This is a genomic window from Dysgonomonas sp. PF1-14, from assembly GCF_029892965.1.
Classification (GTDB): domain Bacteria; phylum Bacteroidota; class Bacteroidia; order Bacteroidales; family Dysgonomonadaceae; genus Dysgonomonas.
Genome location: NZ_JARXWN010000013.1, coordinates 104,564 through 127,290, shown reverse-complemented (window position 1 = coordinate 127,290; position 22,727 = coordinate 104,564). Strand labels below are relative to the sequence as shown.

The 22,727-nt window shown below is 40.1% G+C and carries 28 protein-coding genes; 21 read left to right on the top strand and 7 right to left on the bottom strand.

Annotated features, from left to right (window positions below; genetic code table 11):
- The 16 genes from M2448_RS15195 to M2448_RS15120 form a co-directional block, all read left to right on the top strand.
- Positions 1-675, top strand: a 675-nt coding sequence (locus tag M2448_RS15195; protein WP_280647089.1) for a TraG family conjugative transposon ATPase, incomplete at its 5' end; no start/stop codon positions are given.
- A 42-nt stretch (positions 676-717) separates the two neighbouring features.
- Entirely contained in the window at positions 718-924 is a 207-nt protein-coding gene (locus tag M2448_RS15190) for a hypothetical protein (protein WP_280647090.1), read from the top strand.
- Positions 925-935: 11 nt separating this feature from the next.
- Positions 936-1,250 carry a DUF3876 domain-containing protein gene (locus M2448_RS15185; protein ID WP_280647091.1) on the top strand — a complete coding sequence of 105 codons (315 nt, stop codon included), beginning with the start codon at positions 936-938 and terminating at the stop codon, positions 1,248-1,250.
- A gap of 54 nt (positions 1,251-1,304) precedes the next feature.
- A complete protein-coding gene (locus M2448_RS15180) occupies positions 1,305-1,925 on the top strand; it encodes a DUF4141 domain-containing protein (RefSeq protein WP_280647092.1) in 621 nt (206 codons plus the stop codon).
- Positions 1,926-1,928: 3 nt separating this feature from the next.
- Positions 1,929-2,930: a conjugative transposon protein TraJ gene (traJ, locus tag M2448_RS15175; RefSeq protein ID WP_280647093.1), complete on the top strand. Its 1,002-nt coding sequence runs from the start codon at positions 1,929-1,931 to the stop codon at positions 2,928-2,930.
- A 41-nt stretch (positions 2,931-2,971) separates the two neighbouring features.
- On the top strand, positions 2,972-3,595 hold the full coding sequence (gene traK / locus M2448_RS15170) for a conjugative transposon protein TraK (RefSeq protein ID WP_280647094.1): 624 nt from the start codon (positions 2,972-2,974) through the stop codon (positions 3,593-3,595).
- A gap of 8 nt (positions 3,596-3,603) precedes the next feature.
- A complete protein-coding gene (locus tag M2448_RS15165) occupies positions 3,604-3,891 on the top strand; it encodes a TraL conjugative transposon family protein (RefSeq protein WP_280647095.1) in 288 nt (95 codons plus the stop codon).
- Positions 3,869-5,209: a conjugative transposon protein TraM gene (traM, locus tag M2448_RS15160; RefSeq protein WP_280647096.1), complete on the top strand. Its 1,341-nt coding sequence runs from the start codon at positions 3,869-3,871 to the stop codon at positions 5,207-5,209. The genes M2448_RS15165 and traM overlap by 23 nt, the downstream gene beginning before the upstream one ends.
- A gap of 44 nt (positions 5,210-5,253) precedes the next feature.
- Complete coding sequence (gene traN / locus M2448_RS15155) at positions 5,254-6,207, top strand: conjugative transposon protein TraN (protein ID WP_280647097.1); 954 nt, start codon at positions 5,254-5,256, stop codon at positions 6,205-6,207.
- A gap of 2 nt (positions 6,208-6,209) precedes the next feature.
- Entirely contained in the window at positions 6,210-6,794 is a 585-nt protein-coding gene (locus M2448_RS15150; protein ID WP_280647098.1) for a conjugal transfer protein TraO, read from the top strand.
- A 13-nt stretch (positions 6,795-6,807) separates the two neighbouring features.
- The gene (locus M2448_RS15145) at positions 6,808-7,257 is read left to right on the top strand and encodes a DUF3872 domain-containing protein (RefSeq protein WP_280647099.1); all 450 of its coding nucleotides are present in this window, start codon (positions 6,808-6,810) and stop codon (positions 7,255-7,257) included.
- A gap of 148 nt (positions 7,258-7,405) precedes the next feature.
- Positions 7,406-8,017: a M23 family metallopeptidase gene (locus M2448_RS15140; protein WP_280647100.1), complete on the top strand. Its 612-nt coding sequence runs from the start codon at positions 7,406-7,408 to the stop codon at positions 8,015-8,017.
- 35 nt (positions 8,018-8,052) lie between these two features.
- The gene (locus M2448_RS15135; protein WP_280647101.1) at positions 8,053-8,496 is read left to right on the top strand and encodes a PH domain-containing protein; all 444 of its coding nucleotides are present in this window, start codon (positions 8,053-8,055) and stop codon (positions 8,494-8,496) included.
- A 4-nt stretch (positions 8,497-8,500) separates the two neighbouring features.
- Positions 8,501-8,965, top strand: a complete 465-nt coding sequence (locus M2448_RS15130; RefSeq protein WP_280647102.1) for a GNAT family N-acetyltransferase — start codon at positions 8,501-8,503, stop codon at positions 8,963-8,965.
- 140 nt (positions 8,966-9,105) lie between these two features.
- Positions 9,106-10,836, top strand: coding sequence for a hypothetical protein (locus M2448_RS15125; protein WP_280647103.1), 1,731 nt, complete (start codon positions 9,106-9,108; stop codon positions 10,834-10,836).
- A gap of 59 nt (positions 10,837-10,895) precedes the next feature.
- Positions 10,896-11,126 carry a M23 family metallopeptidase gene (locus tag M2448_RS15120; protein ID WP_348523106.1) on the top strand — a complete coding sequence of 77 codons (231 nt, stop codon included), beginning with the start codon at positions 10,896-10,898 and terminating at the stop codon, positions 11,124-11,126.
- Positions 11,127-11,167: 41 nt separating this feature from the next.
- On the opposite strand, the gene M2448_RS15115 is transcribed toward M2448_RS15120, so the two are convergent.
- Positions 11,168-12,205, bottom strand: a complete 1,038-nt coding sequence (locus M2448_RS15115) for an ATP-binding protein (protein WP_280647104.1) — start codon at positions 12,203-12,205, stop codon at positions 11,168-11,170.
- 354 nt (positions 12,206-12,559) lie between these two features.
- Here M2448_RS15115 and M2448_RS15110 point away from each other — a divergent pair, with 354 nt between their 5' ends.
- From M2448_RS15110 to M2448_RS15090, 5 genes are all read left to right on the top strand, one after another.
- On the top strand, positions 12,560-14,332 hold the full coding sequence (locus M2448_RS15110) for an SIR2 family protein (protein ID WP_280647105.1): 1,773 nt from the start codon (positions 12,560-12,562) through the stop codon (positions 14,330-14,332).
- Between the two features lie 2 nt (positions 14,333-14,334).
- Entirely contained in the window at positions 14,335-15,114 is a 780-nt protein-coding gene (locus tag M2448_RS15105) for a hypothetical protein (RefSeq protein ID WP_280647106.1), read from the top strand.
- A 28-nt stretch (positions 15,115-15,142) separates the two neighbouring features.
- A complete protein-coding gene (locus tag M2448_RS15100) occupies positions 15,143-16,732 on the top strand; it encodes an HNH endonuclease (protein WP_280647107.1) in 1,590 nt (529 codons plus the stop codon).
- Complete coding sequence (locus M2448_RS15095) at positions 16,733-17,830, top strand: DUF3800 domain-containing protein (protein ID WP_280647108.1); 1,098 nt, start codon at positions 16,733-16,735, stop codon at positions 17,828-17,830.
- Between the two features lie 102 nt (positions 17,831-17,932).
- Positions 17,933-19,075, top strand: coding sequence for a hypothetical protein (locus tag M2448_RS15090; protein ID WP_280647109.1), 1,143 nt, complete (start codon positions 17,933-17,935; stop codon positions 19,073-19,075).
- Between the two features lie 130 nt (positions 19,076-19,205).
- Here the strand turns inward: M2448_RS15090 and M2448_RS15085 are convergent, their stop codons facing one another.
- Genes M2448_RS15085 through M2448_RS15060 form a run of 6 tightly spaced genes read right to left on the bottom strand, consistent with a single transcriptional unit; the run spans position 19,206 to position 22,351 of the window.
- Positions 19,206-19,433 (bottom strand): hypothetical protein, encoded by a 228-nt coding sequence (locus M2448_RS15085; protein ID WP_280647110.1) that lies wholly within the window; start codon positions 19,431-19,433, stop codon positions 19,206-19,208.
- Complete coding sequence (locus M2448_RS15080) at positions 19,430-19,612, bottom strand: hypothetical protein (RefSeq protein ID WP_280647111.1); 183 nt, start codon at positions 19,610-19,612, stop codon at positions 19,430-19,432. Before M2448_RS15080 ends, M2448_RS15085 begins: the two co-directional genes overlap by 4 nt.
- Positions 19,613-19,663: 51 nt before the next feature.
- Entirely contained in the window at positions 19,664-21,640 is a 1,977-nt protein-coding gene (locus M2448_RS15075; protein WP_280647112.1) for a ParB/RepB/Spo0J family partition protein, read from the bottom strand.
- A gap of 23 nt (positions 21,641-21,663) precedes the next feature.
- On the bottom strand, positions 21,664-21,885 hold the full coding sequence (locus M2448_RS15070) for a DUF3873 family protein (protein WP_280647113.1): 222 nt from the start codon (positions 21,883-21,885) through the stop codon (positions 21,664-21,666).
- 1 nt (position 21,886) lies between these two features.
- The gene (locus tag M2448_RS15065) at positions 21,887-22,099 is read right to left on the bottom strand and encodes a hypothetical protein (protein ID WP_280647114.1); all 213 of its coding nucleotides are present in this window, start codon (positions 22,097-22,099) and stop codon (positions 21,887-21,889) included.
- A 12-nt stretch (positions 22,100-22,111) separates the two neighbouring features.
- Positions 22,112-22,351, bottom strand: coding sequence for a hypothetical protein (locus M2448_RS15060; RefSeq protein ID WP_280647115.1), 240 nt, complete (start codon positions 22,349-22,351; stop codon positions 22,112-22,114).
- Positions 22,352-22,727 lie beyond the last annotated feature (376 nt).

Sequence of the window (22,727 nt, the reverse complement as noted above, 5' to 3'; positions counted from 1 at the left end):
AGCCGGATACGCTGGAAGGTGTACGTCCGGTTCGGAGGCGAGTGCTTGGAAACCGACCATAGTAATATGATACGGCGCCGGGTGCTTAGCCTACAGAATAAGGAACTTTTTCCTGTGGTAACGATCATCATTATGGATGCGTTCATCCAGAAAATGAGGAGGTTAAAGGGCGTTCGCAAACAACTTATCGTAGAGGAAGCATGGAAGGCTCTTTCTTCGGCGAACATGGCTGAATACCTGAAATATATGTACAAAACAGTTCGTAAATATTTCGGGGAAGCCATAGTCGTAACGCAGGAGGTGGACGATATTATCGCTTCGCCTATTGTCAAAGAGGCGATCATCAATAACTCCGACTGTAAAATCCTTCTCGACCAACGAAAGTTCATGAACCGCTTTGATGTAATCCAGTCGCTACTCGGTTTAACCGATAAAGAGAAAGGGCAAATCCTGTCTATCAACATGGCAAACCATCCCGGCAGGTTTTACAAGGAAGTATGGTTCGGGCTGGGTGGCGTTCAGTCAGCGGTGTATGCTACCGAAGTGAGCGGCGAAGAATACCTGACGTATACGACAGAGGAAACCGAAAAAATGGAAGTGTTCAAAAAGACGGACGAACTCGGCGGGGACTACGAACTGGCTATTAAGCAAATTGCCGAAAGTAAAAGGCAATAATTATCAACCGGGGCATATGCGCCCCACAACCACTAAAAGATCATGTTAAAAAGATTCAGTAACGGGCAACTTGAAAAGCTGCTCATCCACACGGTAGGGATAAACAGTGTCCTTACCGAAGTCCTGCTCAAACCGCAGGAAGAAAGCGAAGAAGAAACGGAAGTCATAGGCGGCAACGCCCATATTGACATCCTTGTTATTGACCCTGCAAGCCTACTGAAAAAAGAGGCGAAAGAAGCGAAAAAGTAAGGAGGTGCGCCATGTTCAGCAAATGTAATATAGCCGACCCTTGCGCCGCATATCAGGATTTTCACCTGCGGGAGATTACGGGGCGTTGGGTAAGCCCGGACGGTGCGCCTGCGGTAAGAATTTACCGCAACACTTCCCGCAAGCGGGGAGGCATCCGTATCGAACTTACTTACAACAACCCGCAGGTGGTCTGTGATTGTACGGTGTATTGCTTGTTCGGTTTGTACTACATCGACCTGTACGGGCGTATCGGGATTGCTTATGACCGGGAGCGGGAGGTCTTATTGCTTTCCGCTTTCGGCGAATATGTCCGGGAAGAGGATTAGCCTACTTGGGCTAATTCTTCAACCCAAGTAAATAACAATTAAAAAATTATAGCAATGAAAAAGATTCTTTTAAGCCTTGTGTTAGCCGTTAGTTTCTTCGGCTTTGAGGCAAAAGCACAGTGGGCGGTGATTGACCCGTCCAACCTTGCTCAAAATATACTGACGGTTTCCAAAACAGCGACAACGGCAACCAATGTAATCAACTCGTTCAAAGAAATGCAGAAGATTTATAGTCAGGGCAAGGAGTATTACGACAAATTACAGTCGGTGCATAATCTTATCAAGGATGCCCGCAAGGTAAAGGAAACGGTAGAATTGGTCAGCGAAATATCGCAGATATATTCGACCAACTTCAACAAAATGCTGACGGATAAGAATTTCACCCATGCAGAACTGGAAGCCATATCTAACGGATATTCCAAATTACTGAAAGAAAGCGGTAATCTGCTTTCGGATATAAAGAATATCGTTTCAGCCTCCAACGGGCTTTCCATGACCGATGCCGAACGAATGGCAATCATAGATGAGATACATACGAAAATGATTGAGCATCGCAACCTGACGCGGTACTTTTCCAAGAAAAGTATCTCTGTTTCCTTTATCCGCAGTCAGGAAAAAGGTGATATGGAGCATGTACGCGCCCTGTATGGTGATCCATCCGAAAGATACTGGTAAGTCATGATGTTGTTAGCAATAGATTTTGAAAACCTGCATCAGATTCTAAGGAATCTGTATCAAGATATGATGCCTTTGTGCGCCGACATGATCGGTGTCGCCAAAGGGATAGCGGGTCTGGGTGCGCTGTTCTATGTGGCTTCCCGTGTATGGCAAGCCCTCTCGCGGGCAGAACCGATAGACGTATATCCGCTGCTTCGTCCCTTTGCGATTGGCTTGTGTATTATGTTTTTCCCCACAATCGTACTCGGCACGATCAACGCCGTTATGTCGCCTGTGGTAAAAGGAACGCATACCATACTGGAATCGCAGATAACGGACGTACAGGCATTACAGGCGGAGAAAGACGCGCTGGAATACGATGCACGGGTACGCGAGGGCAAAGCATGGTTGGTCGATGATGAAATGTACGACCGGAAAATGGAAGAGTTGGGAATCTGGGAAATGGGCGAGATTATCAGTATGTGGGGCGAACGCAAATGGTACGATATGAAAATGTGGTTCCGGCAGTTAGTCCGGGATTTCTTCGAGCTACTGTTCAATGCCGCAGCCCTCACGATTGACACCTTACGCACCTTCTTTTTAGTGGTATTGTCGATCTTAGGGCCGCTGACATTTGCCCTCTCTGTTTATGACGGTTTCCAATCCACGCTTACAAGCTGGCTTTCACGGTACATCTCGGTGTACCTGTGGCTACCCGTTGCCGACCTGTTTTCAGCGGTACTATCCAAGATTCAGGCACTCATGCTGCAAATGGATATAGGACTGCTCAAAGACCCATCATACGTGCCGGATGGCAGTAACGGCGTATATATCATATTCCTTATCATCGGAATAATCGGGTATTTCTCGATACCGACTGTTGCGGGTTGGGTTATCCAAGCCGGAGGCGGTAATGGTACACGCGGGGTAAACACGGCGGCAAGTAAAGGGGCTGCCCTTGCCGGAGGTGTAGCGGGAGCCGCTGCGGGCAACGTAGCCGGACGCTTATTAGGTAAAAAATAGACACGCAGTGTCTTTTATTAATTCAAAAACGAACAAATAAAATGGAGTTCAAAAGTTTAAAGAATATAGAAACATCATTCAAGCAGATACGCCTATTCGGGATTGTCTTTGTCTGCCTGTGCGCCGGAATTACGGGTTATTCCGTATGGTCGTCGTACAGCTTTGCCGAAGCGCAACGCCAGCGTATCTATGTGTTGGACGGGGGCAAGTCTTTAATGCTTGCCCTCTCGCAAGACCTTTCGCAGAACCGCCCCGTTGAAGCGCGGGAACACGTCAAGCGGTTTCACGAACTGTTTTTCACGCTCTCGCCCGACAAAAAAGCCATTGAAAGCAATGTAAACAGGGCGTTGTTCCTTGTCGATAAAAGTGCTTTCAAATATTATCAGGACATGGCGGAAAAAGGGTACTACAACCGTATCGTGTCGGGGAATATCAACCAGATCGTACAGGTGGATAGTATCGCCTGCAATTTTGATGTGTACCCCTACACGGCGGTAACATACGCCCGGCAAATGATCCTCCGGCAATCGAACATGACCGAACGCAGTTTGATAACCCGTTGCAACCTGATTAACTCGGTGCGCTCGGACAATAACCCTCACGGTTTCACGATGGAGAAATTCGAGATCGTGGAAAACCGGGACATCCGGGTAACGGAAAGGTAGGTGCGGATATGATACGGAAAATCATTCAACGTGTAAACGAGTGGTTGGAAGACCGCTTGCGTAGTATTGTCAGACCTCTAAGCCCCGATGCGCGGGTAATCGTAATCGTCACCATGCTGATAGTATTCAGCGGGCTGTCTATCTACATGACCGTTTCCTCGATTTACAATTTAGGTAAAGACAAGGGCGAACAAATGCAGATAGAACAGATAGAAACCCTGAAACTGCAACAGCAGCAGAGGGATAGTATTAATAATCAAAACAAATTTTATAATGGAACAGGAGAATTTGAATAAAGGAACGCCAGCGCCGGATAGTAAGACGGGAGGAGGAAAAGAACCTAAGAAGTCGCCACCTAAAAAGGAACTTTCATTGGCGGAGAGGCAGAAACGTAAAAAGATGCTGATAATGCCGCTCTTCTTCCTGATTTTCGGCGGTGCGATGTGGCTGATCTTCTCGCCATCAGACAAAGACGAAACAAAGGTCGAAGGGTTGTCGGGCTTAAATGCCGAACTACCTGTACCGAAGGATGAAGGGATAGTCGGGGATAAGCGCGATGCGTATGAGCAGGAAGCCATGAGGCAAAAGGAACAGGAACGGATGCGTTCTTTGCAGGACTTTTCTTCAATGTTCGACCAAGCGGAAGAGCCAAAGCAGGCAGAACCCAATCAGCCGGAGTATTACGAAAATCCGTCTGCACGGCAAACGAAACCAGTAAATAATCTGCAAGCCTCCGCAAATGCCTATCAGGATATAAATAAGCAGTTGGGAGAATGGTACGAAGAACCTGCCGGGAAGAGCGCACAGGAACTCGCTGTCGAGGAACGTATGAATGAACTCGAACGCAAGCTGGAAGAAGCCGAAGCGCGGAAAGCCGCAGAGGACGAACAAACGGCACTACTGGAAAAATCCTATGCGATGGCGGCGAGGTATATGCCGCCACAGGCAGGACAGGACGAAAACAACAATGCTGTTCCCTCTACGAAAGATAAGGTTAATGTTCAGCCTGTAAAGCAGGTGCGCCACAATGTCGTATCGCTGCTTTCTGCGCCGATGTCGGACGATGAATTTATAGAATCGTTCAGCCAGCCCCGCAACATGGGATTTCTTACTGCCGCCGGAAACGAGGGGGTGAAAGACAAAAACAGCATCCATGCCTGTGTGTACCAGACCGTAACGCTGACAAGCGGAAAAGAATTACAAATACGCCTGTTAGAACCGATGCAGGCGGGGAATATCCTTATCCCTGCCAACTCGGTTGTAACCGGGGCGTGCCGTATCGGTGGCGAACGGATAGAGGTTACGATTAATTCGATTCAATATGCAGGCAACATTATTCCGGTTGAACTGCAAGTGTACGATCTGGACGGGCAAAGGGGTATTTCCGTGCCAAACTCCGATGAGATAAGAGCCGCCAAAGAAATAGCCTCGCAAATGGCACAGTCGGCAGGGTCGAGCATTACAATTACCGATGATGCGGGTTCGCAGTTTGCCGCCGATATAGGGAAAAGCCTTATACAAGGGGCATCGCAGTATGTAAGTAAGAAAATGAGCGTGGTTAAAGTTACGCTGAAAGCGAACCACCGCTTACTGCTCTTGCCAAAAGAGAATTAAAATCCACTAAAAAATCAATGTTTAACGAATTAAGAATTAAAAGTATGAAACGAATCTTTTTGATGTTCACCTTTGCGGTGAGCGTATTTGCAGCCAACGCGCAGGAAGTAACCGAAGAAACGGTTACCGTAATAGAAACTAAACCCACAACGGGCGACTACTATCAGGGCTTTACCCGCCCGCTGACTTTTGACCGGATGATACCGCCGTATGCACTGGAAGTTACGTTCAATAAAACCGTTCACGTTATTTTCCCCGCACCGATTCGCTATGTCGATTTAGGGTCGGCAGATCTTCTCGCGGCGAAAGCGGACGGAACGGAAAACGTGTTGAGAGTGAAAGCCGCTTTGCGGGATTTCAGCCGGGAGAGTAATCTGTCCGTCATTACCGAAGATGGTGCATATTACACGTTTAATGTAAAATATGCGGACGAACCTGTAAAGCTGTCCGTTGAAATGACCGACTTCCTGAACGATGGGGAGGTGGTAAACCGTCCGAACAATGCCCTTGCCGTCTATATGGAGGAATTGGGACAGGAATCTCCGCTGCTTGTCAAGCTGATTATGCAGTCCATCTACAAAAACAATGACAGGGAGATAAAGCATTTAGGCAGTAAACGTTTCGGCATACAGCATACGCTAAAGGGTGTTTATACCCATAACGGGCTGTTGTATTTCCACCTGCAACTGAAAAACTCGTCCAACGTGCCGTTCAATATAGATTTTATCACGTTCAAAATCGTGGATAAGAAAGTAGCAAAACGTACCGCGATTCAGGAACAGGTGATCTGGCCGCTTCGAGCCTATAATAATTTGATGGTGATAGGCGGTAAACGCACGGAGCGCACAATTTTCACCCTGCCGAAATTTACGATTCCCGATGATAAAATGCTTGTTATTGAGCTGAACGAACAGGAGGGCGGTCGCCATCAGCGGTTCACAGTCGATAATGCCGATTTGGTGCGGGCAAAGGTTATTAACGAACTGAAAGTGAAATAACCATGAGGCAGCTATCTTTTATCATGGCGATTGCGTTGTGCCTGGTCTTTACAGACCAAGCACACGCACAACGTCAGCTACCGGGTATGCGGGGCATACAGGTAACATCGGGAATGGTGGACGGTATCTATTCGTCTAAGCAGGATAACGAAGCCGGATATTACTTCGGCGCGGCTATGGCTACTTACGCAAAGAACGGCAATAAGTGGATGTTCGGTGCGGAATTTATGAAACGGTATTATCCGTACCGGACAATCCGTATTCCGGTTTCACAGTTTACCGCTGAAGGCGGCTACTATCTGAAAATCCTGTCCGATGCATCAAAGACTTTTTTGCTGTCGTTGGGCGGTTCTGCCCTTGCCGGGTACGAAACCTCGAATTGGGGCGAAAAGACCTTGTACGATGGTTCTACGCTCCGGCACAAAGACGCATTTATCTATGGCGGGGCTATTACGTTGGAACTGGAAACCTACCTGTCCGACCGTTTGGTATTGCTCCTGACAGGGCGCGAACGCATCCTGTGGGGCAACTCTACCGGGCATTTTCATACGCAGTTCGGTATCGGGCTGAAATTTATAATCAATTAAACATAGAAGTACAATGAAAAAGTTTTCAGCATATTTTTTATACACGCTATTGCTGGGTGCAATAGTCTGTGCCTGTTCTGACGATATGGATATTAATAAGGTTTACGCATTTGATCTGGTTACTATGCCGGTTCAGAAAAAAATCGTTCAGGGAGAGGTGGCGGAAATCCGTTGCCGGATCGTAAAGGAAGGGGACTATCAGGACACGAAGTTTTTTATTCGGATGTTCCAGCCTGACGGAGTAGGCGAACTCCGGTTGGATGATGGACGGGTATTGTTGCCGAACGACCTTTATCCATTGACAAAAGAAACGTTCCGAATGTATTACACTTCACTTTGTACTGACCAACAGGTAATAGACGTGTATATCGAAGATAATCACGGACAGGTGGTACAAAAGACTTTCTCGTTTCAGAATGACAAGGGAGAGGACGAAACGGAAGATGATAATGATAATTTGTAGTTATATAGTATTCAATGCCCTATGCTGGCTATGTATAGCCCGGTCGTTGATGAATGCCCCGACAGATGTAGAACTGTGGGGAGAGGAAATAGACTAACAGGAAAGCACCCGGATTTATTTCGGGTGCTTACTTTCATTCAAACAGACTATGAAATATATACTAATGTTCTTCATCGCCTTATTGTATTTGCCCGCATTGGGACAATCAGGCTATTCTCTAAACAGGAAACCGGAGATAGAAAAATTCATGGAACAGGTGTATTCTGCAACGGAATTTCAGCAGATAGCCGATTCGTTGAAACTATCTATTGATGAGCTATGCGACTATCCGGTGATTTTTCCGATTAAGAAACCGGAACGTATTTCATCGGGATTCGGGATGCGCAAACATCCGATTTACAGGGTGTGGAAATTCCATACAGGAATTGATATTTCAGGGACTAAAGGTACTCCTGTTTACTCCACTGGAAACGGCGTTGTAGTCCGAAAAGGCTATTGTTCGGGATATGGAAATTATATTGAAATTCAGCATACAGGCGGTTTCCGTTCGTTCTATGCACATTTAAGCAGTACAATGGTAAATGTAGGGGATTCGGTAGAAATAGCCCTGCAAATCGCTTGCGTGGGTAGTACAGGGATAGCAACGGGTAGCCACTTGCATTACGAAATACGGAAAGGAAACCGCTTCCTGAACCCGACCGGATGGTGTAACCTGCTGTTTGAAATAAAAATACAGGCAGCAAAATACCTGTGCAATTAACAAAACTTCTTATATTTACGAAAATTCAACAGATTATGAACTATATAGAACAAAACTTACAACCCGGAGAAGAGATAAAATATGTAGCAAAGTTGCATTTCTTCCTGTTCGTGCAACCGATAATACTACTGCTGCTGGGATGGTGGCTTTACGGTTCCGAAACGGCAGTATTGCATTATGGCGGGATATTTCTGTTATTTATCGGAATAGTGTCATTGATACAGCGTATAATGGTAAAAATAGGCTCGGCTTATGCCGTAACCAACAAACGTGTAATCCTGAAAACAGGCGTAATCAGTCGCCGTGCGGTCGATTTGGTATTGGCGAAATGCGAAGGACTACATATAAAGCAAAGCGTTTGGGGTAGGATATTCGGCTTCGGAACAATAACCGTTACTACCGGAGGCGTTACAAGTTCATATCCGTTTATCGCCGATCCGCTTGCTTTCCGGCGGGAGATAAATACACAGATAGGATAATAATATGGATGATAGAATTAAAATTATAACAGATATAAATACGCTCGTAAAACTGCGTTTCGATTATATTTCAACAGAAATAGAATTGAGCGCAGAGGATAAAGCTAAACTTGAACCTAAACTGCGGGAGTATTTCAAAGAGTATGTACTGGAAGAAAAGTTTACTGCTTACGCGATGGAAATTGACGGCGAGATTGTTTCGGCGGCTTTTCTAATCATTGACGAAAAACCTCCGGGACTGAATAACCTGAACGGCAGGTATGGAACAATAATGAATGTTTTTACCTATCCCGGACACAGGGGAAAGGGTTATGCAACTTCTGTAATGAGTAGCCTTATCGTAGATGCCGATAATATCTTTGTGTCGGTTCTCGATCTCTATTCCACCAAAGCCGGAAAGAAGCTCTATGAAAAACTGGGTTTTAAGGAGGTGGAATATTCAGCTATGAGGTATTACACGAACGAATAAAAGCAACTTGAGTAACTTGTTAAAAAACATCTGACAAACAATTTCGTCAGATGTTTTTTATGGGTATTTTTGTAGAGAACAATATGTGACCTATCGCATTTAACTAAAATTATAATGCTTAAACTGTAATTTTTGATACAATGGAAATAGATATAACGAAAAAATCAGAAGAATTAAAAGCTTATGTTAGTCAATTTGAGACTACAATGTTTCTTGGCGATATAAGTTCCTTAATGCAGTTTATTCGATTCGACAATCCTATAAATTCTCTAAATGGATTAACTTCTCCACAGCGCCAATTATTATATTTAGCCGGACTTAATATAACTTCGGAGGTAAAGAATAGAGAAGAACTGAAAGCTCAATATAGCAACGAAGATTTTGAGCATATGAAAAGCATTCTGATTGATATCGAAAATGGATATAATCAATTTTTTTTCCCTAAACCGGATGATGTTATTGATGAGAATTGGGAAAAGAAACGAACAATTGCAATGCCAACATTTCTAAGTTATTTTAATCAAGGATTATTAAATTTTGAAGAACAGACAATAGAGAGAATTACTGAATATTTCACTCCTTTCAATAATGAAATACAGAAACATTTTGGATTAGAAGTTTTGGATTTCATAGAAATATACAATTTTATAGATGGTATTCCTAATAATTTTTTAAAAGACAATATAAACCCTAAAGAGGGACAGCAAACTTGGGAAGAATTTTGTAAAGAAATGCAACAAAAGGGGCTTATGCCTTGGGAGTGGCAGGAACATTTACCAGAGCATTTCACTAATTTATTTAATTGGATGTATGATAAAGGACGTATGTTCCGTTTTTCAAAACAGGCAATAGCTGATAGATTTGGAAAAGAAAAGGCGGATTCCTTTTTGAATGTATTCACTTGTGAAAGAAAAAAAGATGATTTCTTATATTACACAGAGGTAAATCCAATTCATAATAAACCTATTTTTAAGATAAGTGAAGATGAATATCAGGCTGTTGATATGCATCAGACAATTCAAGCTGTTTATAATACATTAGTTAATTTTTGTGTTTCGCAGAAAAAAATAGATGAAAAGTTTTATGCTGTTAGAGGGAAAAAACTGGAAGAAAAAATAGAAAGAGTCTTTCAACGTTTCTTCAAAAATAAATCTTTTGTTCACAAGAGTTTTTATACACAAGATAAGCACGAACAAGATTTATTGTTTATTTATGAAGGGCTTGCTCTCATTGTGGAAGCTAAAGCATCAAAAAGAGATGAACCAAGGCGAGATCCCGACAAAGCATATCCTTTAATATTATCTAATTTTGAAGAAACCATTCAAAAAGGTTATGACCAAACATATAGAGTTAAATCGAAATTCATAGATAATGAAGTATTAAACATATATTCAGATCAAGAATTAAAAAATCATGTGATCGATATTAGGACAAAAAACTATCCCAAAATATTTTCAATTGTAGTTACACTTGAGAGGTTTGGGCAAATTCAGTCAGACTTAGATAGTTTGCTTGAAATATATGAAGATGATAACTTTCCTTGGAGTGTCTGTATAGATGATTTAGAATCATTTTTATTAGTACTGGAAAAGCTTGGACGAAAAAAGAATGATTTTATCAAGTTTCTGGATATGAGAGAACAACTCCATGGTAGATTGATAACATCTGATGAGTTAGAAGTGTGTGGGGCTTTTCTTAGTAACAAAATAACACGAGAGCAACTTAAAGATGAAAATATCACGTTTGCTCTTACTCCTGATCTAACCGAAATTTTTGATGTTATTTACCGAAAGGAAGGTCTTGGTTTTGATAATGAAAAAAATATAGAATTAAAAAAAAGTGGTAAGTGTTTACCAATTGGTGGATATTAATAAATAATAATCCAACTCGGACATGGCTTTTTGCTTCTTTTTCTCCCGCATAAAGCCCTATTGAGATCAAACACGCAGGCGGTTTCCGCTCGTTTTATGCACATTTAAGCAGGATAATGGTAAATGTAGGGGATTCGGTAGAGATAGCCCAACAAATTGCTTACACGGGTAGTACAGGAATAGCAACGAGTAGCCACCTGCATTACGAAGTGAGAAAAGGAAAACGCTACTTGAATCCGACCGGATGGTGCTATCTGCTATTTGAATTATATTATAACAAAGAGAGATGATATATAAAAACATCTGAGAATTTGATACTTTACGCTTAGAATTATACCGTAAGTAGTATGTCAATTAATTTTTGTCTGATTCTACTGTAAATATTATCAAAACTATCAGTTGTAGCCACTGCGGTTATTGGAAAATCGGACATAGTTCCATCTCCAAAAAGTTTGTCCATAGTGGTGTTATATGTGGCCAATGCGTCATTTTTAGTTTTATATTGGGCGACTAAATTTTCTAAATAGTTTATTGATGGAGTAAATAAGATGCTTCGTTCATATACTCCATCACTATTTTTCAATTGGCTATATATTTGTGATGATGAATAAATTGAATTATTATTTAGTTGCACTACCCCTGGCACAATTAGAGTAGGTTGCATTCTATAACTTAAGAAGTTATATGATTCCTCATTTTCAGGCCTATCCCAACCCGATAGTTCTCCTAAACAAAAATCGATTAAAGATTTTAAGGAATGTTTTTTAGCAACTCTTAAAGTATCAGAAAGTATATTTGACAATTGATACCTATTTGATGTGAGATTTGATAACAAACTTGAAATTTCATCGTTTAGACTTAGTGATTCGACTACGGATGGAAGACTATCTAACCATTTATCTATAAGAATAACTTCCTTACCTATGGCTTCAGCATTCGAAGAGCCTCTCCTAAAATAGATTTTCCCAACTTCCAGACCCTTCATTTTTACTACGGGTGCTATAGGTTCTGAATATTTTGAAACAGGGATTTCTATAATTCCAAATTTTTTCGATTTATAATTTATAGAATAGTATAGGAAATTGGGTTTAGGATATACTTTATCCTTTATTTTTTCTTGAAAAGTAGCATCATCAATATTGAAATCAATTCCTATTAATTCCTTATTATCATTATCAGTTGATATGCCTATTATAACATAGGCTGTTTCTGTTCGGATTGTATTAGCAAAACTTATTATATCTTTAACAAATCCGGCTGTTTTAATTCCAGATTCGTCATTTATTATCTTATATTGTTCTCTTTTAAAATCCAATATCGTAGATTCTGGTCTACTAATCAAATTCTCAAAATCAAGTTCTGTAATCATATAGTCACTTTTTATGCAAAAATACGAAAATCGAACCAACAAAGAGTCATATTCAATTAGAAATAAACATTTGAACTTGAATGTAATTAGAACTTTTGTCTCTTTCTTCCGCATAAGGTTTATTTAAGCAAGACTATGGTAAATGTAGGCGATTCGATAGAGATGGGTCAACAAATTGCTTGCGTAGGGAGACCTTATGAAAAACTTGGTTTTAAAGAGGTAGAATATTCCGCAATGCGATATTATGCAGAATAAAACAACTTGTAGTAAGTTGTTGAAAAACATCTGACAAACAATTTCGTCAGGTGTTTTTTTATGGGTATTTTTGTATTCAGATTAAAATGAAAAACAATAATGGGAATAGAAAGACTTACCACATTAGCATTCTCAATGTATAGTAACAAGGGGGCTTATGCTCTTTTGCTTGGTGCTGGCATTTCTCGGTCTGCACATATTCCATCAGGATGGGAGGTCGAGAATATGCTAATAGAACAATTAGCCGCGACTCAGGGTGTTGCCGATATAGAAGATTGGCATCAATGGTATAAAGATAAATATGGAGATTCGGCAACTTATTCATCCTTGCTGGAAGAATTGGTTAAAGAACCGACTGAGCGTGTGCAGTTGATGAGAGGATTCTTTGAACCAACAGATGAAGAAAGGGAATTAGGTTGGAAGAAACCAACGAAAGCTCACGAAGCGATAGCTAAGTTAGCTAAGGAGGGTTATATTCGTGTAATTCTAACAACCAATTTCGACCGTTTACTTGAACGTGCACTTGAAGCAGAGGATGTTATCCCGCAAGTGATATGCCATGAAAGTGATATTGAAAAATCTACTCCTATTGTTCATGGCAAAACTGTTACTATCATTAAGATAAATGGTGATTATATTGACTGCCGCTTTCGTAATACGACAGAAGAATTAGATAACTATCCCGAAGCAATGAAAAATTACGTTAGTCGTATATTCGAAGATTATGGCCTTATTACTTGTGGATGGTCTGCAACGTGGGATAAAGGATTGGTTGATATTATTAATGGTTCATCATCTTCACGCTATAATTCTTTTTTTACGAATGTAGGAGAAGCAAGTGATGTTATGAAAACATTAGCCACATCCAGACGTGGTGAGATTATGCTAATAAAGGGGGCTGACGATCTCTTTACTGAACTTCATGAGCAAGTGGTAGCATTGGAGCAAAGCAATACAAGCCGTAGCTTGAATTACGATGTAATGATGTCAAGAGTGAAAAAATACTTATCATCAGAACAGTATAATATTGACTATTCAGACTTGATAGAGAAATTCGGCACTGAGGGTTATGATAAAATAATGGCAAAAGCTAATTATAATTTTCATCTCACGCCAGAGTTATTTTCCGCTTATTTTGAATTACACCATAATGCAGTGAAACCTTTGATAGATATAGCTATACTTGCAGCAAGATGGGGCAAAACATATCATATCGAAGCATTTGGGGATGTTCTGGTTAAACTATGCACAAAGCCTATCAGGAGTGGAGACTCTTATATTGATGGTACTCAATATCTACATGCTTTAGGTGCTACTTTATTGTTGAATGCAATAGGGATAGCATGCGTAAAATATGAAAGATACACAGAACTAAATAAAATATTAAAACTAAGCGTACCCGCTGGGAACTTTATAGGATTTTACAGAAAACCATTATTGTCCCTACTTGGTTCGACACATTGGAGTTACGATGAATTAAACCGTTTAGCTGGTATTAATTACATTTATCCGTGGAGCTTCATTCTTCTTGAAAGGTTACGTTCTCATTTCATAGGGTGTTTTACCGTTGATTCAGAATACGAAAATACTTTTTACATATGGGAACATTTGAAGTCTCTCGTTTATGGGTACAATCAATGTTATATGTTTGATCGCTTCTATGTACCTACAGGGCAATTTCTCCGTAGTAGAGTTGAATACAAGATGCGTCAGAATGGCGAAGAGCCTTACAGTGTGTTTTTTGACAATGCAGACAAACTAAAAGGCGAATGGGAGCCTATCAAACAAGGGATGTTTAATGGTAACTATGATGAATATAAGAAGAATTTTGACCAAGCAGAAGAGTCTTACAAACAAAATATGAGCTATTAATTATGGCTGAATTAAGTATTATAATTTCTATCCTTGCTGCACTATTGACAGGTGGCTTCCTTATGATTTTTATAGAGAGCCAAAAAGTTGCTGGAAGCATAACTGATCGATTTCATTTTGTTATGAATCCTTTCTTTCGCCGTTTTAGTTGTTATGTGAAATTTATATCTTCCTTCAAAACTTGCTTCACTTTTAAGGTTACTAAAGATTCTGATTATATAAAGAGACTGAAAGATAATGTTGAGGAGATAGGACGATTAGGAGGGCAATCTATCGTATCGGGGCAAGATTTTCCCTCCGACTATTTTACGGCAAAAGAATTAGATTCAATTTGCAAAACCATTAACAACATTTGGTATCTTATTGATGGAAAGCAAAATTACATTGATAAACATTTGGAGTTTGACTCACGTCATGCAGAAATGTTTAGTCAACATACAAAAGACTATCTGGAGGGAATATCTACCAAATACAAAGGAATGCCATTAACAAAAGATATGCTGGCAAAAGTATCGGGCGATTTCTTTGTAGATATATATCAACCAATACAAGATGTACTTTTTGAGTATGAATTTTGGCAGAAAAAAGAAAAGGAATTTAAGATATTGATATTGGCTACAATTGTTTTTACATTGCTGACAATGATGCTCGTTTTATTATTAAACTGTTATATCCCGATATGGGTATACAAAGCGCTGTGTATTGTATGTTGCGGATTGTTGATTTTTGGACTTTTTAAACTTACTAATATAGACAATCTGTCAAAGAAAATTATGAGATAGGTGATTTTGTAGGGAAACAATTAAGTTTATGGGGAAATGGAGATATAAAAAGAAAAGTAAAATGTTTACTTATCGTCAAAGAACAGAAGTCGACTTAAGTAAACCTACTTATGGTAATATGGAACAGAAAAATAATTCAATCTGCTATTTATGCGGAAATGCAATGATAAGTGAAGAATTTTACTTGTCACACAAAGAGGAATTTAAAGAAACGCCTTGTTTTCTACATGATGAACACATAATCCAAAATGCACTTCACGGAAAGCTGAAATCCAACTCAATACTATGTAAAAGTTGTGGGACAATACTTGGGGATGATATAGATAGTCAGTTTGTTTCTTTGTTTGCCCCATTTATTGAACGACTTAAAAAACTCCTTATTAGAAAAGATCATGGGAGTAAAAATATCGTTACATTAAAAGGGCATCTATATAAAAACGAGGAACTAAATGAAAAAATAGACGTTCAAATAAGAGAGGGGAAAGTATCTCCCATTGAACCTTACTATGAGGTAGATGAGTCAGAAGGAAAGGTGACAATATACGCAAATGATAAAAGAGCTAAACAATATAAGCCTGTTGTTCAGGAAGAGATTAAAAGCAAAGGGGCTGATCCCGATTTTTTTGAATTTAAATCAAAAACAGACATACAAGATGAAGGTATTTTAGGCTATTTCTTTACAGAGGGAGTACCCAATTTTAATGAGATTTTTAAGAAGGGCTTTGTGAAAATTGCTGTTGATTTCGCAGCCCATTGTGGTATTAGTAGAGAGAATATGCCTCAAGTTCTTGAAATAGACAGTACCACACAAATAGGAAAACTCAAATATGAAAATTGCTGTTTCCCTTTCATTAGTATAGGCGCAATAGACACAATTATTGAGTTAAATAGACCTGATATTGAAGATTTATATCCAACACATACCATTATCCTATTTAACCAAAAGACAGAAAGTAGGAATCTATTATATTGTTATATTGACTTGCTAAGTACGTTTCAATATTATGTATTACTAAACCCTAATTACAAGGGCGAAGATATTCATGAAGTTTTTCATCAAACAATTATTAAGCAGGAGATTCCCGAAATTGATGTGAAGCGCATTCGACCTAAACATTTAAGTATTGTCATTCAGGAATATAATATTGATATGACGAAGTATAAAGGAGAAAGTTTATCTGATTTATATGACTTTATCGAGAAAAAAATTAAGAACTATCAAGTTACTCCATCTCTGAATTTTCAAGACGAATTAAAAAGAATGTTTAACAAGATATCTTTACCAATGGTACTACAGGTGGGTGGGAAAGATATTCCAAATACAGAAGAAATTATTTCGAGCATAAATTATAAGATACCAGACTCTCAAAAACGATCTATTATTTTTGAATACCATGATTATGTCGAAGATGAAAATAATTTTAACTATCAACTATTCAGAAAGATATTCTATGAAAACGATGGCGATGGAGGTGTAGAGGTAATGTCTTCTCCAGTTGAATGTAACAGCCCTACAATCATAGATGAATACAGAAAACAATATTGTCACATGAAATTTAATCAACTAAATAACTTTATAATTAACAAAGAAAAGGAAGACAAACTTGACTCCGAATAAATGAATACAAAAATATATTTTGATGAAGCTGGAAATAGTGGTGATAATCTGCTCGACAAAGAGCAGCCTATATATGTTTTAGCATCTCATAATTTTAATGAGGAAGAAACAAGACTGATTCTTGCTCCACTACTGCCATTAAATAATGGAGAAATACATTTTTATAAATTATGCAAATCTAAAAAATACCACAAAAGCATTATTGACGTATTGAATAATGAGATGTTAGATTGTTCTCGTATCGTCATGACAGCTGCTGACAAACGATTTGCTCTTTGGTGTAATATCGTTGACAAATTGGTAGAACCGTTTTATGCAAAAGTGCTAAATGAAGACATGAACAAAGGTGGTCGTAAATTGCAATTAGCCAATATTTTATATTGGATGCAAACCAAAATAGAAGACAAAGAATTAATTGAAGATTTTCTACAATCGTTCCAGAATTATTATAGAGAAAAAGATTTAAAGAAGCAAGAAGATTATAAAAATGATTTTCTTGTTGCATTGGGACGTATAGAAATGATAAAGGATGAGGATGTAAGAGAATTTTTTGGTTATATTTCTATGTGTAATGCTTTTGACCTATGGGATACACCAGGGCAAAAATACTCATTGGATTTTTCTATTTCTGAATTTAATTATTCCTGTAACCAATGGGGAGAGATACTTCAAGAAAAGTTTAATGTATACCATGACAACTCAAAGCAAATTGAACACTGGAAGGAATATATAAAATTCATGGCTGATGAAAGGATTCCAGAAACAGTTGTAGGATATGGTGATCGAAAACATATTTATCCTTTAAAAATTGACAGACTCGAATTAGTAGATTCAAAAACGTCTATTGAGATACAACTTGCAGATTTATTCGCAAGTTCTCTATCTTATTATTTGAGGAAAACGTACAATGGAATTAATGAACCATTCTTGAAAAAACTGGCTGAAACAAGATTCTTTAACCTCAAATGCTTTATGCAAATTGGAGCAGGGTTAAATCTGAATTCGGAAAAATTTGCGAAAGAGATGCAGAATGGAGGTGTGGATGGTGTTGATTTTATTGTTGAGCAAGAGCAAAAATACTTGAAAAGTAATATGTAGAAACTTCAATATGTGGCAGAATTTGAGTAACTAATTGAAAAACATGATGCAAAACTCCTCGCAGAGTATTTTTGTGGGTACTTTTGTGGAAAATTATTTAATATGGAAGCACCTCTATCTTTAAGACGGCCTATTAATTGGCAAGACTTTGAAACTCTATGCAAAAAACTTTGGGGAGAAATATGGGCTTGTACCGAAATTAAAAAAAACGGCAGAATAGGGCAAGCTCAACATGGAGTGGATATATATGGTATACCTAAGAGCGAAACCCAATATTACGGAATACAGTGTAAGGGAAAAGATGAATACACTGATAAGCAATTTACGGAAGATGAAATTATTGCTGAAATTGAAAAGGCAAAATTATTTCAGCCTCCTTTAAAGAAATTATATCTTGCAACTACGGCTGTAAAGGATGCCAAAATTGAAGAGTTTGTTAGAGTTAAAAATTTGGAAAACATAAGTGATGGATTGTTTGAGGTTCACATTTTCTCATGGGAGGACATTGTGGAACTTATTGATGAAAACAAAGAAACTCATGATTTTTATTTAAAGAGTCAAAACTACAAATCAAGGAAAAGCGTTTCTGTAACTTTTCAAAATGCCTCAACTGAGTTGATTATGACACCCGAATTTAAACAAACGACAATACATAGAACTCAAAAAATTATTCCCGCAGTTCCTTTAAACAACTCCCTTAGTGCCATTATGGGGCTTCATAATAAATTTGCAGCTATCCCAACTGTTGTTGCCAGATTTGAAGCGGCAAGTACTAAAATCAATCTAAGTTTGTGCCCTTTATATTTTCAGATACATAATACAGGGACTGAGCCTCTGGAAGAGTTTAAATTACTGTTTGAAATACACGGGGAGATACAGGAAGTAACGGATGATAACGAAGTAAGGACAGGTACGCATATTTCCCCAAAAATTTATCAAACCCCAGATGTCAGATTAAATAAAGAGAATAAGACAGGAAAAATATTGCCACAAGCATCTATTTTGGTTGGTGACGACACATTTAATTCCGATATGTTTTTTATCAAACCATTGCCGAAAGATTATAGTTTGGAAATAAGATGGAAACTTATTTCCAAAGATTTTAAAGATTCGGGAGTGCTTCAAATTACAGTTGTCCCGAATATAAACTTTGAATATAAAGATATTTTAGTTGAAGACCCGTATTTGGTCGGAATAACAGAAGGCGAGATAGAAGATGTACTTATTGATAAAAATGACGATTAATTATCGTCTATAACGGCTTTTTGCTTCTTTTTCTCCCGCATAAAGCCTTGTTAATGGCTCATGGAAAAAGAAGCCCGGGCAAAGTTTCCCCTGCCCGGATATAAGTTCTTAAAATCGTTTTCAAAGGCATTTATAGCCCGTTTTCGACCATGTACCGCAGCCTCCCGGCTACCCACTCAATAGAGGGTTTTCGTGGATAATGAAACGTTCTGCGGGCGATATTCTCAATAATAACAACCTCCTGTCGGAGTTGCACCGAATTACATTGCGGGTCTATCTCGTGCAAAAGTTCCTCCAGTTCGTAATAATCTTGTTGTGTGGCAATAATCGGATTGCCGATATATGCGTCTATCCTCATACCTCGCCGAATTTATCTGTTTCACACTCAATTATAACGACTTCTACATCGTGGGTATATAAGCCGTTTTCTTTGGCGTGATCTATCGCCAACTCTTCGGAGGTGAACACGCCGAAAAAGACACGGCTTGCCCTTGTCCTGTGAATATCTGTTTGGAATAATACAAATACTTTCATCATTGGATAATTTATAGGAGCGGGATTTCTCCCGCCCTTTGTTGAACTTCAAATTTATACGGCTACTGCCTCCGCTTTAGGTTGCACTTTGGGTATTCCGACAATCAGCACCTTATCCGCTTTCGGGGTTGGTTTCGTCTCTTTCTTCTCGGATTGGGTAGCTTTTGGCTGTTCCTTGCCTTTCGGCTTGGCGGTTTCCGACTTCGGGGCTGTGGTGTTCACTCCCTTTTTTACGGCTTTTTCGGCTGTTTTAGGGGTTTTCTCCGTCTTGGTGCTCTGTTCTGCCTTTTTTGCTTTGGCATCGGCTTTCGCTTTCTTTTCAGCCTTTTTCAGCCCTGCGATACGTTCGTCCAGTCGGGCGTTTTTCTTGCCGTATTCCTCTTTGTGAGTGCTTACAATCTCCTCTGTCTTTTCGGGTAGATGCTGTTTTGAGAACGCCAACAGCATACCGCCTTTTTCATCTCCTACGGTTCTTGTGCCGTCCGTTAGGTGGCTATACAGATAATCACGGCGTACAATGGTTTTCTGTTCCTCTGTCAGCGAAGATGCGATTTTGAGTTTCTTCTCGTCCGTCAGATAGCCATAATAATCGTTTTCTTTCAGTCCTACGGCTTTGTAGTTATGACGGCGCAACTTAGACAGCATAAAGAAATACATTGCCGTTTCTTCATCGGCGGTAAATGCCGACTGCGGTAGCTGTTCCGTGCGCAAAAGTTCCTTTAAGCCCTCGGCGGTCTTTTCGTCCGCCAGTTCGTTGTTACGCTTTTTCTTGGCTGTAAGGTCGGCGATTAACTGCTCGTTGCTCTTGGTGTCTTTAGTGGCTACCTCTTTGTAGTACATTCTTACGTTGCTATCGCCGATTTTGGCATACACACGGATTTTGCCCTGCTCTTTCAGTTCTTCAAGGTGCGCCGTCTGCTTGGTGTACTTTTCCTGCTCCTTGCCGTATTTCTCCTGTGCCTTGTCGTAATCTTCGGGCTTTTTGTACTCGGAGGCTTGCGGTGCTGTCGGTGCTGTGGGGTATGAATTAAGGTTATACGTTTGCACGTTCTTAAACTCATAACCGCCTTTTTTGATTATTTGGGTTGCCTCGTTGTCGTGGCTGTACTGTTCGCCGACAAAAACGAGTTTCGGGTCGGCAAGGGCTACGGCTTGCGCCTGTTCTACAAGATATGCCGTTTGTTTGTCCGATAAACATTTTTTATTGGTACACTTGCCACAACCGCCACCCTCGGCGAACAGGTCAAAATTGCTCGAATTGTGAATACATTTAAGGCACTTGGATTTATCGAAACTGTAATTATCAAGGTTGTTCGTATAACAGTTCCGTATCTTGCCCTCCAACACATTAGCAGAGATATTGCACCATTCGCCTGCGCCGTCCTTGCCTAAACGGTCGTTCAAAATGTCCTCCTGTATCTTCTTGTCGTACTTGCTGATAACTATCCCTGCCGATGCTGTCAGCTTGCCCTCTTTTACGAGGTTGGCAATACCTTTAACAAGGTCGCAAAGTTTCAGCGTTTGATAGATATGCTTTTCGCTCTTGCCGTATGCTACGGCGAGGCTTGCAATGTCGTATCGCTTGGTGTCGATAAGGCGTTTATAAGCCTCTGCCGCCTCCATTGCTGGCACGTCCTCACGCTGTAAGTTCTCGGAGATTGAAAGGTCATACGCCTGTTCGTCTGTTACCTCCCGAACAATGCAGGGGATTTCGGAAAGTTTGAGCATACGGCACGCCCTAAAACGGCGTTCCCCGCAAATAATTTCGTAATGTTCGCCTTTTTCTCCCTTGCGCCGTACCGTAATGGGCTGTATCAGTCCATGAACGGAGATACTTTGCGCCAACTCTTTCAGCGCATCGGCATCGAATGTTTTTCGGGCATTGTAATTGCTTGGCTCTATCAAATCCGATGCGATGTTTACGGCTTTGTGCTGTCCGTTGTCGGGGGTGCGTACCACTACTGCGGTTACTACTTCGTTTGCTTTCTCTGCTACTGCTACGGCTGTGCCGTTGTTCTTAATTGCTGTCATAATTGTAATTTTTTGAATGATTATTAATTGTTATTTGCTTTTGCTATTTTTTGATTTAACCACTTATCCCGCCTCATTCGGCACTCGGTAAGAGTCGGCATCACTACGCTAAAAAGTTCGCCGTCCGTGTCTCGATAATCGTATTGGCAGAGCCATTTCCCGCGAAAATCTTTGTAACGCTCATAATTTTCTTCTCCTGCGGGACATACTGATACTCCGTGCAAATTCATTTTAGGCTGTGTCATATTATTGTCTGTTTTTAGGTTTATTGGCACAAATGGGGCATATAACAAGGATTTCCAAAATGTCGTTATCCTCTTTGTCGGTTACATCGAAACTGCATCTTACGCTATCGCATCCGCATTTTCGGGGGTTATGCTCAAATGAAAAACTGTTATTCGGATAATTGTTTGCGTACTCGTTTAACGAGCCTAACGAATTGAAATACTTTGGTTTCATATCTTTTATGTTTTAGAAAATTAATACTATCAAAAGGAGGATAAAGCCAACGATAACGGCAAGGGAAATAAGACAGGACAAAACGCCTTTAATGATTGCCCACGCTAAATAAATCCCTGCGACAACCGCCACGAACGACCACCCCCAGAGGGCAAACCCCGCCACCGCAAAAGCTATTTTCAAAATCGAACCTATGCTGATTGGAAGGTTTGAGAATCGTTGTTTCCTGTTTTTTTCCGCTGTTCGTATCATAATTCTGACTTTTTTTTAAACGCTATGCCGTATCGGAGCCGGTTATGAGTGATCGAGTTTCAGGGGCAGAGAAAGGTAGTGTTTAGCCGATGCAAGTTTTTCGGGAATAAATACGCTCGCCGGAACGGAAAGAGGAAGATTTTTCACGAAACCGCCCTGCGGCTCGAACTTGCTTCGGCGTAAAGAACACGGAAATACTTTCGCACATGAAATCGAACACTTCATCGGCTAAGTCGGCATTCCGCTAAAAGAGGAAGAAATTATAAGATACGGGCAGTAGAAAAAATCCCCTTTACTCCCGGATAGTCTGAACAGGGAGTACAAAAAAGGGGCATATTTTGACCGCCGCCGGAATCAGTCTGCACTTTAGGTATAG

Bases quoted from the DNA above. Each gene is read 5' to 3' on its own strand.
- M2448_RS15190 (WP_280647090.1), top strand. From the start codon at position 718: ATGTTAAAAAGATTCAGTAACGGGCAACTTGAAAAGCTGCTCATCCAC.
- M2448_RS15185 (WP_280647091.1), top strand. From the start codon at position 936: ATGTTCAGCAAATGTAATATAGCCGACCCTTGCGCCGCATATCAGGAT.
- M2448_RS15180 (WP_280647092.1), top strand. From the start codon at position 1,305: ATGAAAAAGATTCTTTTAAGCCTTGTGTTAGCCGTTAGTTTCTTCGGC.
- traJ (WP_280647093.1), top strand. From the start codon at position 1,929: ATGATGTTGTTAGCAATAGATTTTGAAAACCTGCATCAGATTCTAAGG.
- traK (WP_280647094.1), top strand. From the start codon at position 2,972: ATGGAGTTCAAAAGTTTAAAGAATATAGAAACATCATTCAAGCAGATA.
- M2448_RS15165 (WP_280647095.1), top strand. From the start codon at position 3,604: ATGATACGGAAAATCATTCAACGTGTAAACGAGTGGTTGGAAGACCGC.
- traM (WP_280647096.1), top strand. From the start codon at position 3,869: ATGGAACAGGAGAATTTGAATAAAGGAACGCCAGCGCCGGATAGTAAG.
- traN (WP_280647097.1), top strand. From the start codon at position 5,254: ATGAAACGAATCTTTTTGATGTTCACCTTTGCGGTGAGCGTATTTGCA.
- M2448_RS15150 (WP_280647098.1), top strand. From the start codon at position 6,210: ATGAGGCAGCTATCTTTTATCATGGCGATTGCGTTGTGCCTGGTCTTT.
- M2448_RS15145 (WP_280647099.1), top strand. From the start codon at position 6,808: ATGAAAAAGTTTTCAGCATATTTTTTATACACGCTATTGCTGGGTGCA.
- M2448_RS15140 (WP_280647100.1), top strand. From the start codon at position 7,406: ATGAAATATATACTAATGTTCTTCATCGCCTTATTGTATTTGCCCGCA.
- M2448_RS15135 (WP_280647101.1), top strand. From the start codon at position 8,053: ATGAACTATATAGAACAAAACTTACAACCCGGAGAAGAGATAAAATAT.
- M2448_RS15130 (WP_280647102.1), top strand. From the start codon at position 8,501: ATGGATGATAGAATTAAAATTATAACAGATATAAATACGCTCGTAAAA.
- M2448_RS15125 (WP_280647103.1), top strand. From the start codon at position 9,106: ATGGAAATAGATATAACGAAAAAATCAGAAGAATTAAAAGCTTATGTT.
- M2448_RS15115 (WP_280647104.1), bottom strand. From the start codon at position 12,205: ATGATTACAGAACTTGATTTTGAGAATTTGATTAGTAGACCAGAATCT.
- M2448_RS15110 (WP_280647105.1), top strand. From the start codon at position 12,560: ATGGGAATAGAAAGACTTACCACATTAGCATTCTCAATGTATAGTAAC.
- M2448_RS15105 (WP_280647106.1), top strand. From the start codon at position 14,335: ATGGCTGAATTAAGTATTATAATTTCTATCCTTGCTGCACTATTGACA.
- M2448_RS15100 (WP_280647107.1), top strand. From the start codon at position 15,143: ATGGGGAAATGGAGATATAAAAAGAAAAGTAAAATGTTTACTTATCGT.
- M2448_RS15095 (WP_280647108.1), top strand. From the start codon at position 16,733: ATGAATACAAAAATATATTTTGATGAAGCTGGAAATAGTGGTGATAAT.
- M2448_RS15090 (WP_280647109.1), top strand. From the start codon at position 17,933: ATGGAAGCACCTCTATCTTTAAGACGGCCTATTAATTGGCAAGACTTT.
- M2448_RS15085 (WP_280647110.1), bottom strand. From the start codon at position 19,433: ATGAGGATAGACGCATATATCGGCAATCCGATTATTGCCACACAACAA.
- M2448_RS15080 (WP_280647111.1), bottom strand. From the start codon at position 19,612: ATGATGAAAGTATTTGTATTATTCCAAACAGATATTCACAGGACAAGG.
- M2448_RS15075 (WP_280647112.1), bottom strand. From the start codon at position 21,640: ATGACAGCAATTAAGAACAACGGCACAGCCGTAGCAGTAGCAGAGAAA.
- M2448_RS15070 (WP_280647113.1), bottom strand. From the start codon at position 21,885: ATGACACAGCCTAAAATGAATTTGCACGGAGTATCAGTATGTCCCGCA.
- M2448_RS15065 (WP_280647114.1), bottom strand. From the start codon at position 22,099: ATGAAACCAAAGTATTTCAATTCGTTAGGCTCGTTAAACGAGTACGCA.
- M2448_RS15060 (WP_280647115.1), bottom strand. From the start codon at position 22,351: ATGATACGAACAGCGGAAAAAAACAGGAAACAACGATTCTCAAACCTT.